The following is a 16165-nucleotide window of genomic DNA, read 5'->3' as shown; positions in this document are numbered from 1 at the left end:
ACCATGTTCATCCTATTTTGATACCGCACTAACAAATAGCATTAGAACTGCGCTGCTTCGGCAGCGTTTTCTTTTTGCCTTACACCTATTCAGCAGTAACACTATTCTCTTACCGCATCCTTTCACAAAATAGAATGATTCATTATTGATGACGATTAGCAACCATCGCTTGAATTTCCCTTAAATCAACTCCATATCTATTATCAACGACAAGACACAAAGCAAGGATACTCTGATGCAATCCCCATTTATCGTTGAGATAACAGAACAGAACTTTCGCGAAACTCTTGAAGGATCAATGAACACGCCCGTTCTGATCCACTTTTGGGCCAATGCTCAACCAGAAAGCGCACAGATACTCCCTGAGTTGCAATCTCTTGCTCAACAGTACAACGGTGCATTTACGCTTGCTTTATTAAATTGTGAAGATCAGCCGGCTTTAGCGTCTCAATTTGGTGTGCAAGTATTGCCAACTATCGCGCTGTTTATAAATGGTCAAGCCGTCGATGGATTGGGTGGCCCTCAGCCAATTGATGCCATTGCAACCATGCTACAAAAGCATTTGCCAAGCCCAGATGAACAGCTATTAAAGCAAGTCAGTGAACTTCTTCAGCAAGGTGAACATGCTCAGGCTTTAAGCATCATCCACACTTTGCCGCCAGAACTGCAAGAGCGTGGCGATGTGAAACTCGCGATGGCTGATTGTTTATTAGAAACCAAACAATTTGATGTCGCCCAAGAGCTACTGAACGCTATCCCTCTTGAGTATCAAGATAACTACTACAAGAGTCTAATAGCCAAGCTCGAGCTGCATTTGCAGGCTGCAGATAGCCCTGAGTTACAACGACTAGAACAAGCATACGCAGCAGACATGGCAAACTTCGAACTTGCTTGTGAATTGGCGGTACAGTACAACCAAGTGGGTCGTGATGAAGAAGCGCTGGAACTGCTGTGGAATATTCTTAAAAAAGACTTGGGCGCCCAAGACGGTGAAGTGAAGAAGACTTTTATGGATATTCTCAGCGCGCTAGGTCAAGGCAACGCATTAGCAAGCAAATATCGCCGTCAGCTGTATTCGATTCTGTACTAACTCGCTGAAAAGCGAAACTTCAACTAAAGGCCGGATATTCCGGCCTTTGTTATATAAAAAACCAATAACCTCTTAAGGTTCTCAGAACTTCAATTGTCTATTGTCTATAAATAGGTAAAAATGAATCGGACATTATGCACTTAAGGGAATAACTCATGCCAATTGATTCACTGATTACCATCGGTATTTTCGTCGTTCTTGCTGTAGTTATCTTATCTTCAGCCATTAAGACGGTGCCACAAGGAAATAACTGGACAGTCGAACGCTTCGGACGCTACACCCATACGCTAAAACCCGGCTTAAACTTGATCATCCCATTTGTTGATAAGATAGGGCAAAAAGTCAACATGATGGAGCGCGTTCTTGATATTCCAGCGCAAGAAGTTATTTCAAAAGACAACGCTAACGTAGTTATTGATGCCGTCGGATTTGTTCAAGTCATCGATGCTGCCAAAGCCGCTTATGAAGTCAACGATTTGGAACATGCCATTAGAAATTTAACTCTCACCAATATCCGCACCGTTTTAGGCTCAATGGAGTTGGACGAAATGCTGAGTCAGCGTGACATGATCAACTCCAAGCTGCTGGCAATTGTTGACCAAGCCACCAACCCATGGGGTGTAAAAGTCACACGAATTGAAATAAAAGATGTACAGCCACCATCCGATCTAACGGCGGCGATGAATGCTCAAATGAAAGCCGAGCGAAATAAACGTGCGGAGATTCTCGAAGCAGAAGGGGTACGCCAAGCTGAAATTTTAAAGGCTGAAGGTCATAAGCAATCGGAGATATTAAAAGCTGAGGGCGAAAAGCAGTCTGCTATTCTCCATGCTGAAGCTCGTGAACGCGCCGCACAAGCAGAAGCAAAAGCGACTTATATGGTTTCTGAAGCGATTGCCAAAGGCGATATGCAAGCCGTCAATTACTTCATTGCTCAGGGCTATACCGAAGCGATCAAAAGCATTGGTCAAGCTGAAAACGGCAAAATCATTATGCTTCCATTAGAAGCGACCGGACTAATGGGCTCGGTTGCAGGGATAGCAGAGATGTTTAAACAACAAGATAAAGAATAACTTATGGACTTTTTCAGTTTGCTGGAAGGCGTCTCTTTCTGGCATTGGCTAGCCTTCGGTTTTGCACTTCTAGCGGTAGAACTACTTGGGACTGCGGGATATTTTCTCTGGCTCGGAGTTTCTGCACTTATCGTTGGGGCACTAATGACTGTTTTACCAATGAGCTGGCAATTACAATGGCTTTGCTTTGCAAGTTTCAGCTTAATCACCACTTGGTTATGGTGGCGACGACAATGGTCTAAAGACAAGAAAGAAGACCAAGAAAGAGATCTGAACCAAAAGTATAAGCAGTTAATCGGACGCACACTTACCATTGAAGAGGACTTTTCTGTTGGGCTCAATCGTATCAAGGTTGCCGATACCACGTGGTCGGCACAGTCGGATCAAGCACTTCCAGCAGGAACGCGCGTTAAAATAAAAGATATCGATGGTATTATTTTAATCATTGAGCCTGATTCTAAGTAATTTATGCCAAAGTAATGGGGCAAACTATGCTCCATTACTTTAATCTAAACAACCGCTTTCATTTCATTGATTTAATTAAAATCGAACAAAAAATAAGTAGCAGCAATATTATTAATATCCTACCCTATCCTTCCAATAATTTAATTATTCATCATACGATAATCAATAAGATAGAAATATATCGATATAAATTATCTTTATAAATTTATTTTAAAAAATAAAACTTTATTGAATTATTTTTTGATCTTTTTGCCCCCCCATACATACTTAACGCATAAGCATTTAAGTTGAATGCTTTTTATTTGGTAAGTAAGAGGATGTACTATGAAGAAACTTCTCTTTTTAATGTTATGCGGTATCTTTTCTTTTTCTTCCTTTGCCTACACCAACGGAAATGGTGGTACAACTAATTTAGGACCGATAGTCGAATGTAAATTGCCAAGTGGTGATGTCACTAATATTCCAAGTGAAATGTGTCGATTTAGAGGCGGAGAATGGAACTAATATAGAAGTCAGTAGTTAGTTCAATATTAAGAAACTATTGATACCTTACTTTTCAGTAAAGTCATTATTTATCCAAGCAAGTAGATATTCAATGTCTACATTAAGGTGATGATTATGAAATTTTTAGCTGGTCTATTGTTAGCATGTTTTGCCCTAGCTCCATTAACTACTCATGCTAATGGTGCTTCAGGTGGTCGTACGCTAGCCCCAGAGATAAAGTGTGAGTTACCAAACGGTAACGTGCATATGCTACCGCCGTTATATTGCAAAATATATGATGGTCGAGAAGTAAAATAAAAAAAGGAGCCTAGCGGCTCCTTTTTATCATCTCACTAAGTATTAGTGGAAGCTGTAAGGGATAAGAACTTGTAGACGTAGGTCTGTTTCATCCGCATCACCAGCACCAGCGTACTCATCACGCTCTAGGATTGTACCGTGTAGACGGATCGTAGAACCTTTCAGTGCACCACTCTGTAGAGAGTAAGATACTGTCGCGTTAACTGCGTATTCACTTTCGTAATCCCAGTCACCTGATGCACCGCTTGCTGCAGAATCAGCACCAGTACCATAACCAAAGCCTAGGTAGTAGTTCCAGCCGTTACCTTGGTTGTAAGATAGACGGTTGTACCACGCTAGCTCACCCGCTTTGTTCCAGTCAGACAGTGCATCCCACCACTGAGACCAAGTACCGTTGTTCATACCGTAAGTATGAATTGTACGAGGAACGAAGTCAGCACGGTTGTCTGTGTCTGTGTAGCGTAGCTCAGACATCCAAGCTAGCTTGCCGAAAGATTGATTCAAAGATAGACCAGTGTGGAAACCTAGACCATCGTATTTCACATCATCGTCAACACCGTAGAAATCAAATGCTAGAGTTGTACGGTCACTCACAGTGTACTTCAAGTAAGCCTTGTAAGAAGTGTTGTCAGTTTCGTTGTGGTAGCTAGTTACTTGACCTGCACCCCAGTCGATACCATTTGCATATTGAACGCCAGTAGCTTGACCCAAACCAAGTTGCATAAACAAGCTGTCAGTTAGGTTACCGTTTAGGCCTAGAGAGTGTAGGTAGCTCCATGAAGTATCAGACCAAAGCGCTGGCGCGTAGTCATCTTCGTGAAGTAGCCAAGGTGCTGTAAATTGGTCTGCACCAAAGTAGCTTAGGTTGAAATCACCTAGTTTAGCGTTCAGTTCGAAACCACGGTAAGTACCAGGTACGAAACTCCAAACGTTACCAATAGTACCGTTACCACCCGCTTGTAGCATACCAAAGCGCGCGTTGAAGCTTTCGTTTGCTTTGAACTTCAGTGCTGCTTTGTAAACTTTAAGCTGTTGACCATCACCTGCACCCCAGTCTAGGTTGTTACAAGTTGAAATTTCGTTACATAGGTAGCCTTCGTTTGAATTGTAAAGGCTATCGTTGTAAAGGTCGCCAGAATAGTAAGCCGCAACATCTGCACCAACCCAACCATCATGGTAGCCAGAAGTAAAGTCTAAAATTGCGTTGTAAGAAGAGTAGTTTAGACGACTCCAACGGTCACCGTTTTCACCGCCAGGCTTACCTGTTGTACGAGTACGAGAACGAGTATCAACTAGAAATAATGCATTAAGACTAGAGTCTTGCATAAATTCGTTCACTTTCTCTACGTACTCGCCACCTGCTGCACTTTCAGTAGACGCTGTAGCTGGAGCAACAGCAACAACACCAAACATTGCTGCGGTTAACGCTGAAACCTTAAAAAATTTGTCCATGGAAAAACTCCTAAAAATGGATATAGCTGTATTTTTCTATCTCACCTTTAGTTGGCCGCCGAAGGAGAGAAGTAAATTCCTGATCAAACCTCATTATTTCTAATTTGGCTTTTTTTAGTTCCTGCATACACACCGTGTATCCACGTGATTAAGACTAACTTCGCAGCTAAAAACATCCAAACGGAACTTATTTTTTTTCTAAAAAAATATGAGCCAGTCCAAAGTTCCATATAAGTTGTTGATCCAGATCTTACTTTTAACAACACCAACACAAAAAGACAGTTAAACATTAAATATCAATAACTTAAAACACACCCTAGAATTCCAGCTTGAAGTCACTCGCAGACTAAAGAAGTAAAAAACCTTAATAATTCAATGGGAGATCTTGATCACTGAAAAGATAAAAAGCACAAATAACTCAATCAAAAAGCACTTAATTATGAGCAAGAAAAAGCCCCACATGCTTACTATGTGGGGCTTTTAGTTATTTTTTAGCTTTTTTGATAAGACTTAATTCATCAACTCGAGTAAGTCTTGTTCTGTTTTGATCTCGATACCCAGTTCTTGTGCCTTTGCCAACTTCGAACCTGCATTTTCACCAGCAAACAAAATATCCGTTTTCTTAGAAACACTACCTGTCACTTTTGCACCTAGGGATTGGAGGGCTTCTTTAGCCTCTGTGCGACCTAATTGAGAAAGTGTTCCTGTCAATACAACTGTCTTACCTTCTAACGGTAGCTCTCCTACCTGCTCAGTAGTATTAATCTCTGGCCAGTGGATCCCTTGTTCAAGCAAATCTTTAACCACTGCTTGGTTCTGCTCTTCACTGAAGAAAGTCGTAATATGTTGAGCAACCACAGCACCGATGTCTTGCACTTCAATTAACTGCTCTTCGTTAGCTTTTTGGATGGCTTCCAACGTTTTAAAGTGCATTGCTAGGTTTGCGGCGGTTGCCTCGCCAACTTCACGAATCCCCAGCGAATACAAAAAGCGAGGTAACGTTGTTTCTTTGGATTTTTCTAACGCATTCACAATGTTCTGCGCAGACTTTGGCCCCATGCGATCTAATACCGTTAAAATCCCCGCAGATAACTTAAATAAGTCAGCAGGAGTTTTCACCATCTCACGGTCAACAAGTTGCTCGATCACTTTATCGCCTAGACCGTCAACGTCTAACGCTTTACGAGACACAAAGTGTTTTAGCGCTTGTTTACGTTGGGCTTGGCAAACTAAGCCACCCGTACAACGTGTTACCGCCTCTCCTTCGATCCGCTCAACATGCGAACCACAAACCGGACACTGAGTTGGGAAAATAATATCTCGCGCCGTTTCTGGTCGACGCTCTTTGATGACAGAAACGACTTGAGGAATAACGTCACCCGCTCGACGAATCACAACGTGATCACCGATCTTAACTTGCAGACGTTCTATCTCATCTGCGTTATGAAGCGTCGCATTACTTACCGTTACCCCGCCAACAAATACAGGCTCTAGTTTAGCAACAGGTGTAATCGCACCAGTACGACCGACTTGGAATTCCACCTCATTCAACGTCGTCATTTCTTCCTGAGCCGGGAATTTGTAGGCAATCGCCCAACGTGGAGCGCGAGCAACAAATCCAAGACGCTCTTGCACGGCAATATCGTCAATTTTAATGACGACACCATCGATCTCATAAGGAAGGGCATCACGACGCTGCAAGATATCTTGGTAGTAAGCTTTTACATCCGCCAAACTTTCAACTCGCTTGGTCTCCGGGCACATTGGTAATCCCCAAGATTTAATTTGCAAGAAGCGTTCGTAGTGACTTGCCGCCAATTCAGCGCCTTGCACCACGCCTACACTGTATGCATAGAAGCTAAGCGGACGAGAAGCCGTAATGCGTGAATCCAATTGTCGTAAGCTACCTGCCGCAGCATTACGTGGATTAACAAAGATTTTCTCGCCTTTCTTCCTTGCTAATTCATTGAGCTTTTCAAACCCAGCTTTCGGCATAAAGACTTCACCACGAACTTCAAGACGATTTGGCCAGTCATTACCCCTGAGTTTTAAAGGAATGGCTTTAATCGTGCGAACATTCTCTGTGATGTTCTCGCCAGTAGTGCCATCGCCTCGTGTTGCCGCCTGAACTAACACACCGTTCTCATACAGTAAACTAACTGCAAGTCCATCCAATTTCGGCTCACAACAGTATTCTTTTACACTCTGACTGCCCACCCGCTCTTGTGCTCGCTTATGGAAACTATCAAGTTCGCTGTCATCAAACGCATTATCAAGCGAAAGCATCGGTACTTCATGTGTCACTTGGCTAAACGCAGAGAGCGGTTGTCCACCGACACGTTGACTTGGTGAATCTACGGTAATTAAATCAGGGTTCTCAGCTTCAATATCCAGGAGCTCTCGCATTAAGCGGTCGTACTCGGCATCAGGGATCTCTGGGTTATCTTCCACGTAGTAACGCACAGCGTGGTAATGCAACGACTCTTTTAGTTCTTCTAATCGCTGAAGTACTGATTCAGACATAGTAAAGCCCCGTGTATTTTCAATCGGTGAGGTTGGGAAATCCAAGAAAAAGGGCTCCATCCGGAGCCCTATTATTATTTGCTGTTAAGATTATGCGTTAGCGGCATTAAACTCAACTATTTGACGTCGATAAGACGCTAAACGGTCTGGCGTCATTAAGTTACGCTGGTCATCAAGAACGTTGCCACCTAAATCATCAGCAATTTGCTGCGCAGTTCGGAGCATTAAGTTGAAGTTCTGTTCAGCCTCGCCATAACAAGGCAATGTCATGAAGAATGAAATACCCTTCGTTGTAAACTCAGCAGGATCAGCATGCTCAAACGTACCAGGGTGCATCATATTAGCTACGCTAAACAGCACTTTGCCGTTACCGGACAAGTCAACATGACGGTGGAAAATATCCATCTCGCCATAAATTAAGCCGTTTTGTTGCATACTCTCAAATAAAGCAGTACCAACAAATGGCTCTTCACCCGCACAGTGCACATTCAATACAATCACTTGCATTTCAGGTTCAGGCTTTGGCTCTTCCTTAGGCTCTGCAACTACAGGCTCACTAACCGTTTCGACTTGCTGTTCTTTCTCAGCGATATCAAACGCGGCGGGAATAGCTTCTTCTTCCACAGCAGGCTGGAGTGGCTCTTCAGCTACTGGTGCTTGAACGACAGGCTCAACGTCCTCTTCTTTATCTTTTTCTGCAACAAATGAAGGGATGTCATCCGGCTCCTGCTGCATCTGTTTTACTTCAGATGGACCACCGAATAACGGGTCAGATTCAAACTTGTTGTCGAAAGAACTCGCCATCCCAAAATCTGGCTCTTTGCGATCTTTACGAATGATCTCAAAGTCATCTTCAGGAGCGGGAGCGAAGTCTCGTTCTTTCTCGACAAGATCATTTTTGTCTTCTTGGTCAACATCCAGCTTACCAAGCGGCTTGTTACCAAACTTTGCTTTGCCTTCTTTTTTACTGCTCCACAAACCATGAAACAGCAATGCCGCGATGGCTAATGCGCCAACAACAATGAGTACGAATCGCAATTCCTGCATTATTTACTCTCAATATACTTGTTTTTACTACTCGCAGTTCCTTGAGCAGCAACCCAAGTGCAATAAATCTGAATGATACGTTTACTTTACCAAAACTATATGTAGATTTAGAACAACTTAATGCAAGAAGTTCCGTTTTTTGTTGTGATTCTTGCCACGATTCCACTTAACAAGACGTCATTTGTCAGGGCATTGAAAGAAAAGCCCTCACAGGTACAATGAGTTTTCATTTACACGAAGCCAAAATAGACATGAAGCAAAACAATCAGCAGAGAACCGGATTCGGTTATTTTCTATACGGGATACAATTGGCACTTGCCCCTAAAATCAGACGCTTTGTCATCTTACCTCTACTTGCAAATATCTTGCTTGTGGGTGGTGCCATCTTCTATCTATTTTCAAACCTTAATATATGGATCGAAGACTGGATTGGGCAGCTGCCTGAGTTTTTATCCTGGTTAACTTACATTCTTTGGCCTTTACTCGCTCTGACGATACTCGCTACCTTCTCCTATTTTTTCAGCACGCTCGCGAACTTTATCGCCGCGCCATTCAATGGCCTCTTAGCTGAAAAAGTTGAAGAATACTTAACGGGACAAAAAGTGAATGATGATGGTTTCACTGCCGTTCTGAAAGATGTTCCTCGCGTTTTAGCTCGTGAATGGAGAAAGCTGCTTTACATCTTACCTAAAGCAATAGGCCTATTCCTGTTATTGCTCATCCCTGCCCTTGGGCAAACAGTAGGCCCATTTTTATGGTTTATTTTTACCGCTTGGATGCTCGCGATTCAATATTGTGACTACCCGTTTGATAACCATAAAATCCCATTTAACGACATGCGTTACAAATTGAAACAAAAGCAAGGTAAGGCCTATGGCTTTGGGGTATTGGTGTCTGTGTTTACGACGATCCCAATTTTGAACCTCATTGTCATGCCTGTAGCAATATGTGGCGCAACCGCTATGTGGGTGGCGGAGTTTAAGCACCAACGATAGTCGATTAGAGATTAAGGAAAGGGATCTGCGCCAGCTTTTCCCTTTTCTTTTATCGAGTTCTGGGCCAACCTAATAAGATATAACTTTTTAATCCTTTTCCCTTTTTTTCATACCGCATATTCTTCTATCCATATTCACACAACGTGTAATGAAGGAACATCACTATGAGCAAAATCTACGAAGATAACTCTCTTACTATCGGTAATACACCTCTCGTTCGTCTAAACAAAGTGAGCAAAGGCAAAGTTCTCGCGAAAATTGAAGCGCGTAACCCTAGCTTCAGTGTTAAGTGCCGTATCGGTGCAAACATGATTTGGGAAGCAGAGAAAGCGGGGCTTCTTAAGCCAGGTGTAGAGCTTGTAGAACCTACCAGTGGTAACACAGGTGTTGCTCTAGCATTCGTAGCGGCTGCTCGCGGTTACAAGCTAACATTGACCATGCCTGAATCAATGAGCCTAGAACGCCGTAAGCTACTTAAAGCACTAGGCGCTAACCTTGAGCTGACTGAAGCGGCGAAAGGCATGAAAGGGGCGATTGCTAAAGCAGAAGAAATCGTAGCAAGCAACCCTGAGAAGTACCTACTTCTTCAACAATTTGACAACCCTGCGAACCCAGAGATCCACGAAAAGACTACGGGCCCTGAGATTTGGGAAGCGACAGACGGTGAAATCGACGTATTCGTTGCTGGTGTCGGTACGGGCGGTACTATCACAGGTACAAGCCGTTACATCAAAGGTGAAAAAGGCAAAGCCATCACTTCTGTTGCAGTTGAGCCAGCAGAGTCTCCAGTTATTGCACAAGCACTTGCTGGCGAAGAAATCCAACCTGCTCCGCACAAAATCCAAGGTATCGGCGCTGGTTTCATCCCAGGTAACCTCGATTTAGACATTATTGACCGTGTTGAGCAAGTCACCTCAGAAGAAGCGATTGAGATGGCTCGTCGCCTAATGGAAGAGGAAGGTATCCTAGCTGGTATCTCATCCGGCGCGGCTGTTGTTGCAGCTAACCGACTTGCAGAACTCCCTGAATTTGAAGGAAAAACAATTGTAACCGTTCTACCAAGTTCAGGTGAGCGTTACCTAAGTACAGCACTCTTTGCAGGTATCTTTACCGAAAAAGAGAACCAACAATAATATGTGTTCAAATCAATTTTTAGTTTAAAAAAGCCCCGTTTAGGGGCTTTTTTGTTGATCCCTGCCCTACCTTTGGTAATATCAGGGTGTTTTATTTCTAGCTTCAAAATAAAGAAGCAAGAACACAAAAAGGTTTCAAAGTGATTACGCACGCAAACAGTTGCGTAGTTACCAAACTTTTGACTAGTATCAGAACTGACGCGCTTTGAACTCTTCCCGTGCTAGCGCACAAGATGTAAAGCAGTTAAGCTAAAATCTAGTCACAAACTAACAAAAAAATACATTTATTGGGGTATATCACATGTACGAGAAGCAAGTAGAAATCACAGCAGAAAACGGCCTTCACACTCGTCCAGCTGCACAGTTTGTTAAAGAAGCAAAAGCATTCGACGCAGACATCACTGTGACTTCTAACGGTAAAAGCGCTAGCGCTAAGAGCCTATTCAAACTACAAACACTAGGCCTAGTAAAAGGTACTCAAGTAACTATTTCTGCTGAAGGCCCACAAGCTCAGCAAGCAGTTGACCACCTAGTTGCTCTAATGGACCAACTACACTAATCCGGTCTCCTACTCCAGAAGCCATTTTGTGAAAGCAAAATGGCTTCGTTGGAAATAGGCTCAAAACTAAGCTAAAACTATTCGTTAGCGCACCCATTATTCTCCCGTTTTATAAAGTTGACCAAACTTAAGGTAAGGCTATGATTTCAGGCATCCTAGCATCTCCTGGTATTGCAATCGGTAAAGCACTACTACTTCAAGAAGATGAAATTGTCCTAAACACAAACACTATTTCTGACGATCAAGTAGAAGCTGAAGTTCAGCGTTTCTTCGACGCTCGTAACAAATCTGCAGCTCAGCTAGAAACTATCAAGCAAAAAGCGCTTGAAACGTTTGGTGAAGAAAAAGAAGCGATCTTTGAAGGTCACATCATGCTTCTTGAAGACGAAGAGCTAGAAGAAGAGATCCTAGCACTTATCAAAAACGACAAGATGACTGCGGATCACGCTATCCACTCAGTTATCGAAGAGCAAGCATGTGCTCTTGAGTCACTAGATGACGAATACCTAAAAGAACGTGCAACTGACATCCGCGATATCGGTTCTCGTTTTGTGAAAAACGCACTGGGTATCAACATTGTTTCGCTTAGCGACATCAATGAAGAAGTTATCCTAGTTGCTTACGACCTAACGCCATCTGAAACGGCACAAATTAACCTAGACTACGTACTTGGTTTTGCTTGTGATATCGGCGGTCGTACATCTCACACTTCAATCATGGCTCGCTCTCTTGAGCTTCCAGCTATCGTTGGTACTAACGACATCACGAAAAAAGTTAAGAATGGCGATATGCTGATTCTTGACGCGATGAACAACAAGATTGTTGTTAACCCATCAGAAGCTGAACTAGAAGAAGCGAAAGCGGTTAAAGCGGCATTCCTAGCTGAAAAAGAAGAGCTAGCGAAACTGAAAGACCTGCACGCAGAAACGACTGACGGTCACCGTGTAGAAGTTTGCGGTAACATCGGTACAGTGAAAGACTGTGACGGTATCCTCCGTAACGGCGGTGAAGGTGTTGGTCTGTACCGTACTGAATTCCTATTTATGGACCGTACTGCGCTACCAACTGAAGAAGAACAGTACCAAGCGTACAAAGAAGTTGCAGAAGCAATGAACGGTCAAGCTGTGATCATCCGTACAATGGATATCGGCGGCGATAAAGATCTCCCATACATGGATCTTCCAAAAGAGATGAACCCATTCCTAGGCTGGCGTGCTGTACGTATCAGTCTGGATCGTCGTGAAATCCTTCGTGATCAGCTACGTGGCATCCTACGTGCGTCTGCACACGGTAAACTGCGTATCATGTTCCCAATGATCATCTCTGTTGAAGAAATCCGTGAGCTTAAGAAAGCGATCGAAGAGTACAAAGAAGAGCTACGCGCTGAAGGCCACGCATTCGACGAAAACATCGAAATCGGTGTTATGGTTGAAACTCCTGCTGCTGCAGCGATCGCACACCACTTAGCGAAAGAAGTATCTTTCTTCTCTATCGGTACAAACGACCTAACTCAGTACACGCTAGCGGTAGACCGTGGTAACGAGATGATCTCTCATCTTTACAACCCACTATCACCAGCAGTACTAACCGTGATCAAGCAAGTTATTGACGCTTCTCACGCAGAAGGTAAATGGACTGGTATGTGTGGTGAACTTGCAGGTGACGAGCGTGCAACGCTTCTACTTCTAGGTATGGGTCTGGACGAGTTCTCAATGAGCGGCATTTCAATCCCTAAAGTGAAGAAAGTAGTTCGTAACTCTAACTTCGCAGAAGTGAAAGCAATGGCTGAAGAAGCCCTTTCTTTACCAACAGCTGCAGAAATCGAAGCAGTGGTAGAAAAGTTTATTGCTGAGAAAGCTCAGTAATCGGTAGTACCAAGTAATTCAATACTTAATGGCCATTAGACGGCGAAAAAAGTCGTCTAATGCGCTATATTGGTATACTATAATTCGACAGAATAAAACCAAACCTTAGGAGCATGACACAATGGGTCTGTTTGACAAACTTAAGAAGCTTGTATCTGATGACAGCGCTGACGCTGGTGCTATCGAAATCATCGCGCCACTTTCTGGTGAGATTGTAAACATCGAAGACGTGCCAGATGTTGTTTTCGCTGAGAAAATCGTTGGTGACGGTATTGCTATCAAGCCAGCAGGCAACAAAATGGTAGCTCCTGTAAACGGTACTATCGGTAAGATCTTCGAAACTAACCACGCATTCTCTATCGAGTCTGACGACGGTGTTGAGCTTTTCGTTCACTTCGGTATCGACACAGTTGAACTAAAAGGCGAAGGCTTCACGCGTATCGCTGAAGAAGGTCAAACTGTTAAAGCTGGCGACACTGTAATTGAATTCGATCTAGCTCTTCTAGAAGAGAAAGCGAAGTCAACGCTAACTCCAGTTGTTATCTCTAACATGGACGAAATCAAAGAGCTGAACAAGCTTTCTGGTTCTGTGACTGTTGGTGAAACTCCAGTTCTACGTGTAACTAAGTAATTTTTACTTAGCCGAACACGAAAAAACGCTGCCAWTGGCAGCGTTTTTTATTACCTGAAGTTTATGCTTTCTTACCAGATTCAACTGAGTAGACCAAGTGCCGAACTCGGCCTTTGTTTTGCCTGAGCCAATAACGCAGTTGTCGCATCTTTGAGCACTTGAGAACGCACCATTTCCGTAGATTCTCTTGCGAAGTCTGTATCTCTTATTCGACTCTTGGATTCCGTAACACTCCGATTCACGGTATTTAAGTTATACACCGAACCATTTACACGGTTCTGAAAGCTGCCAATTTCACTTCGGTGCGAATCAACGTACTTAATTGCTGCATCAATCACCCCAATTGAAAACTGCGCCTTACCAGCCGTCGACATATCGATGTCATCCATTGTGACTGATTGACCGGTGCTTATATCAAGCTCATCCGCTAAACTGCCTTCTAGATGCACGCCCTCTGGCGCAATCATCGTAGAGGCAAAGAATTGCAGTTCATTGTTTTCCGTTACTGAGGCACTCACTACCGATTGTTGAGCATTGATGTAAGTGGCGACCTGTTCTATGCGATCACCCAATTTGAGCCCAATGGATTCCGTTTGGGTTTGCCCTTTACTGTCTTGGTATTCGACTTTTAGAGTTTGGTTATCTTTAGTGACTCGCCAATCTTTATCGACCGCATCACCAACATAATGCTGCCCTCCCATCTCTGGGATATGGCTACGCATATTACGTAACGTCAAAGAGATTGAGTTAGCGTTCGCTCCAATATGGAAACTTTGTGAACCGTAAGATCCATCAAACAGGTTTTTATCCGCAAATGTTGTCGTGATCGCGACACGATCAAGCTCATCCTGCAGCGCTACGACCTCGTATTGGATGCTTTGTCGGTCACTGGTATCGTTACTACCATTTGCCGCTTGAAGCCCTAGAGAGCGTAACCGTTGCAAAATATCACTGCTCTCATGTAACGCGCCTTCCGCGGTTTGCGCGACCGAATAAGCATCGTGCGCATTTCTTAAGGCGACATCAAGCCCTCTCGTTTGCACATGGAGAGTATTGGATATCTGTAAACCTGCCGCATCATCACTCGCCGAGTTAATTCGAAAACCAGAAGTCAGGTTGCGTTGTGATTCGACGTTTTGCGCTGCTGCTTGACTCAAGTGTCTCTGCGCCACCATCGCGGCAACATTGGTATTTAAAGAGACCATCTAATCGATATGAGTGCCTTGTCGAACATCCTGTTGGGACGCATCTAAACGTTATAGCCGATAAGCAAAAAAGCCAGGGATGAGCCTGGCTTTTGTATCTTGTCTTATTAAGGTGCTTAACCTAGCAGACTTAGCGCTGAGTTTGGCGCTTGTTTCGCTTGCGCAAGGATTGAGCTTGACGCTTGCGATAGAATTTGTGACTTGGTCATTTGAGTCGTTTCTTTCGCGAAGTCAGTATCTTTGATACGGCTCTTCGACGCGTTCACGTTCTCGTTAATGTTGTCCAAGTTGCTGATTGCATGGTTGAAACGGTTCTGGAATGCACCCAGCTCTGCGCGGTGGCTGTCTACGTATTTCAGTGCCGCATCGATGATAGCGACAGATTCTTGTGCGCCACCAACTGAGGTTACGTCGATAGTATCTACCGTTACTTTTTTACCTTCGCCCAARCCTAGCTCGCCAGATAGGCCGCCTGAAAACTCGACTTCGCCTTCGACTTTGTTGTTGCCAGCAAARATTTGCAGTTTACCGTCTTGGTCTACTGAKGCTTTCACTAGGTCAGTTTGACCGTTAATGTAAGTCGCAAGCTCTTCGATATCGTCACCTGCTTTTGCGCTGATGTTGATTTCTTGCTCTTGACCGTAGCTGTCCGTTAGGTTGATTTTTAGGTCGTTCTTACCTTCAGCAACGTTCCAGTCTTTACCTTTACCACTTTCAGCTTGGTAGCTCACACCGCCCATCATTTTGTTGTCTGAACGCATGTCTTTTAGCTCAAGCATCACGGCTTCACCGTTATCCGCACCGATTTGGAACGATTTCGCACCGTGTGTGCCGTTTAGTAGCTTGTTACCACCGAAAGAAGTGGTTTCTGCGATACGGTTTAGTTCGTCATTTAGCGCGGTCACTTCTTCTTGAATCGCCACACGCTCTGATTTCGAGTTTGAGCCGTTTGCTGATTGTAGAGACAAGTCACGCATACGTTGAAGAATGTTAGTGGTCTCGTTCATTGCACCTTCAGCGGTTTGTGCAATTGAGATACCGTCGTTCGCGTTGCGAACCGCCACATCCAAACCACGGCTTTGTACGTTCAAACGGTTCGAAATTTGAAGACCCGCAGCGTCATCTTTTGCGCTGTTGATTTTGAAACCCGAAGACAAACGCTCCATAGAAGTTTGTTGAGCTGAGTTTGCGTTGTTTAGGTAACGCTGMGCGGTCATCGCTGATACGTTAGTGTTTACATTCACTGCCATGGTGATTTCTCCAATTGATTTTCCGGTATAGCGGTTTCCGACGTCTCGGAAAACCAAGTAGTTCTCTCAAAGTTAC

At 43.8% G+C, this 16165-nt stretch carries 15 protein-coding genes; 10 read left to right on the top strand and 5 right to left on the bottom strand.

The window, feature by feature from the left end:
* Nucleotides 1-235: 235 nt before the first annotated feature.
* From R2S67_RS17135 to R2S67_RS17115, 5 genes are all read left to right on the top strand, one after another.
* Nucleotides 236-1090, top strand: coding sequence for a co-chaperone YbbN (locus tag R2S67_RS17135; protein WP_048626123.1), 855 nt, complete (start codon nt 236-238; stop codon nt 1088-1090).
* Between the two features lie 155 nt (nt 1091-1245).
* Nucleotides 1246-2163, top strand: coding sequence for an SPFH domain-containing protein (locus tag R2S67_RS17130; protein WP_005393087.1), 918 nt, complete (start codon nt 1246-1248; stop codon nt 2161-2163).
* A gap of 3 nt (nt 2164-2166) precedes the next feature.
* Nucleotides 2167-2628, top strand: coding sequence for an NfeD family protein (locus tag R2S67_RS17125; protein WP_012842052.1), 462 nt, complete (start codon nt 2167-2169; stop codon nt 2626-2628).
* A gap of 324 nt (nt 2629-2952) precedes the next feature.
* Nucleotides 2953-3132 (top strand): hypothetical protein, encoded by a 180-nt coding sequence (locus R2S67_RS17120; protein ID WP_074191004.1) that lies wholly within the window; start codon nt 2953-2955, stop codon nt 3130-3132.
* 114 nt (nt 3133-3246) lie between these two features.
* The gene (locus R2S67_RS17115) at nt 3247-3429 is read left to right on the top strand and encodes a hypothetical protein (RefSeq protein ID WP_109168626.1); all 183 of its coding nucleotides are present in this window, start codon (nt 3247-3249) and stop codon (nt 3427-3429) included.
* Between the two features lie 42 nt (nt 3430-3471).
* Here R2S67_RS17115 and R2S67_RS17110 read toward each other — a convergent pair whose 3' ends face one another.
* The 3 genes from R2S67_RS17110 to zipA form a co-directional block, all read right to left on the bottom strand.
* Nucleotides 3472-4881 (bottom strand): hypothetical protein, encoded by a 1410-nt coding sequence (locus R2S67_RS17110; protein ID WP_006742721.1) that lies wholly within the window; start codon nt 4879-4881, stop codon nt 3472-3474.
* 510 nt (nt 4882-5391) lie between these two features.
* Nucleotides 5392-7404, bottom strand: coding sequence for an NAD-dependent DNA ligase LigA (gene ligA / locus R2S67_RS17105; protein ID WP_317345934.1), 2013 nt, complete (start codon nt 7402-7404; stop codon nt 5392-5394).
* A gap of 90 nt (nt 7405-7494) precedes the next feature.
* Nucleotides 7495-8451, bottom strand: coding sequence for a cell division protein ZipA (zipA, locus tag R2S67_RS17100; protein WP_317345933.1), 957 nt, complete (start codon nt 8449-8451; stop codon nt 7495-7497).
* Nucleotides 8452-8702: 251 nt separating this feature from the next.
* On the opposite strand from zipA, the gene cysZ reads away from it, so the two are divergent.
* The 5 genes from cysZ (at nt 8703) to crr (ending at nt 13634) form a co-directional block, all read left to right on the top strand.
* Nucleotides 8703-9446 (top strand): sulfate transporter CysZ, encoded by a 744-nt coding sequence (gene cysZ / locus R2S67_RS17095; RefSeq protein ID WP_031780324.1) that lies wholly within the window; start codon nt 8703-8705, stop codon nt 9444-9446.
* 164 nt (nt 9447-9610) lie between these two features.
* Nucleotides 9611-10579, top strand: coding sequence for a cysteine synthase A (cysK, locus tag R2S67_RS17090; protein WP_005382045.1), 969 nt, complete (start codon nt 9611-9613; stop codon nt 10577-10579).
* 301 nt (nt 10580-10880) lie between these two features.
* On the top strand, nt 10881-11138 hold the full coding sequence (locus R2S67_RS17085; protein ID WP_005382043.1) for an HPr family phosphocarrier protein: 258 nt from the start codon (nt 10881-10883) through the stop codon (nt 11136-11138).
* A gap of 140 nt (nt 11139-11278) precedes the next feature.
* Nucleotides 11279-13003: a phosphoenolpyruvate-protein phosphotransferase PtsI gene (ptsI, locus tag R2S67_RS17080; RefSeq protein ID WP_005393100.1), complete on the top strand. Its 1725-nt coding sequence runs from the start codon at nt 11279-11281 to the stop codon at nt 13001-13003.
* A gap of 121 nt (nt 13004-13124) precedes the next feature.
* The gene (gene crr, locus R2S67_RS17075) at nt 13125-13634 is read left to right on the top strand and encodes a PTS glucose transporter subunit IIA (RefSeq protein ID WP_005382041.1); all 510 of its coding nucleotides are present in this window, start codon (nt 13125-13127) and stop codon (nt 13632-13634) included.
* 80 nt (nt 13635-13714) lie between these two features.
* Here crr and R2S67_RS17070 read toward each other — a convergent pair whose 3' ends face one another.
* Both R2S67_RS17070 and R2S67_RS17065 read right to left on the bottom strand, forming a co-directional pair.
* A complete protein-coding gene (locus tag R2S67_RS17070) occupies nt 13715-14839 on the bottom strand; it encodes a flagellin (protein WP_317345900.1) in 1125 nt (374 codons plus the stop codon).
* A 116-nt stretch (nt 14840-14955) separates the two neighbouring features.
* Entirely contained in the window at nt 14956-16089 is a 1134-nt protein-coding gene (locus R2S67_RS17065; protein WP_005393103.1) for a flagellin, read from the bottom strand.
* Nucleotides 16090-16165 lie beyond the last annotated feature (76 nt).

Origin of the sequence: Vibrio sp. T13N, from assembly GCF_032970445.1 — a bacterium.
Classification (GTDB): domain Bacteria; phylum Pseudomonadota; class Gammaproteobacteria; order Enterobacterales; family Vibrionaceae; genus Vibrio; species Vibrio diabolicus.
The sequence above is the reverse complement of the archived record's forward strand: the minus strand, read 5'-3'. Positions and strand labels throughout refer to the sequence as shown.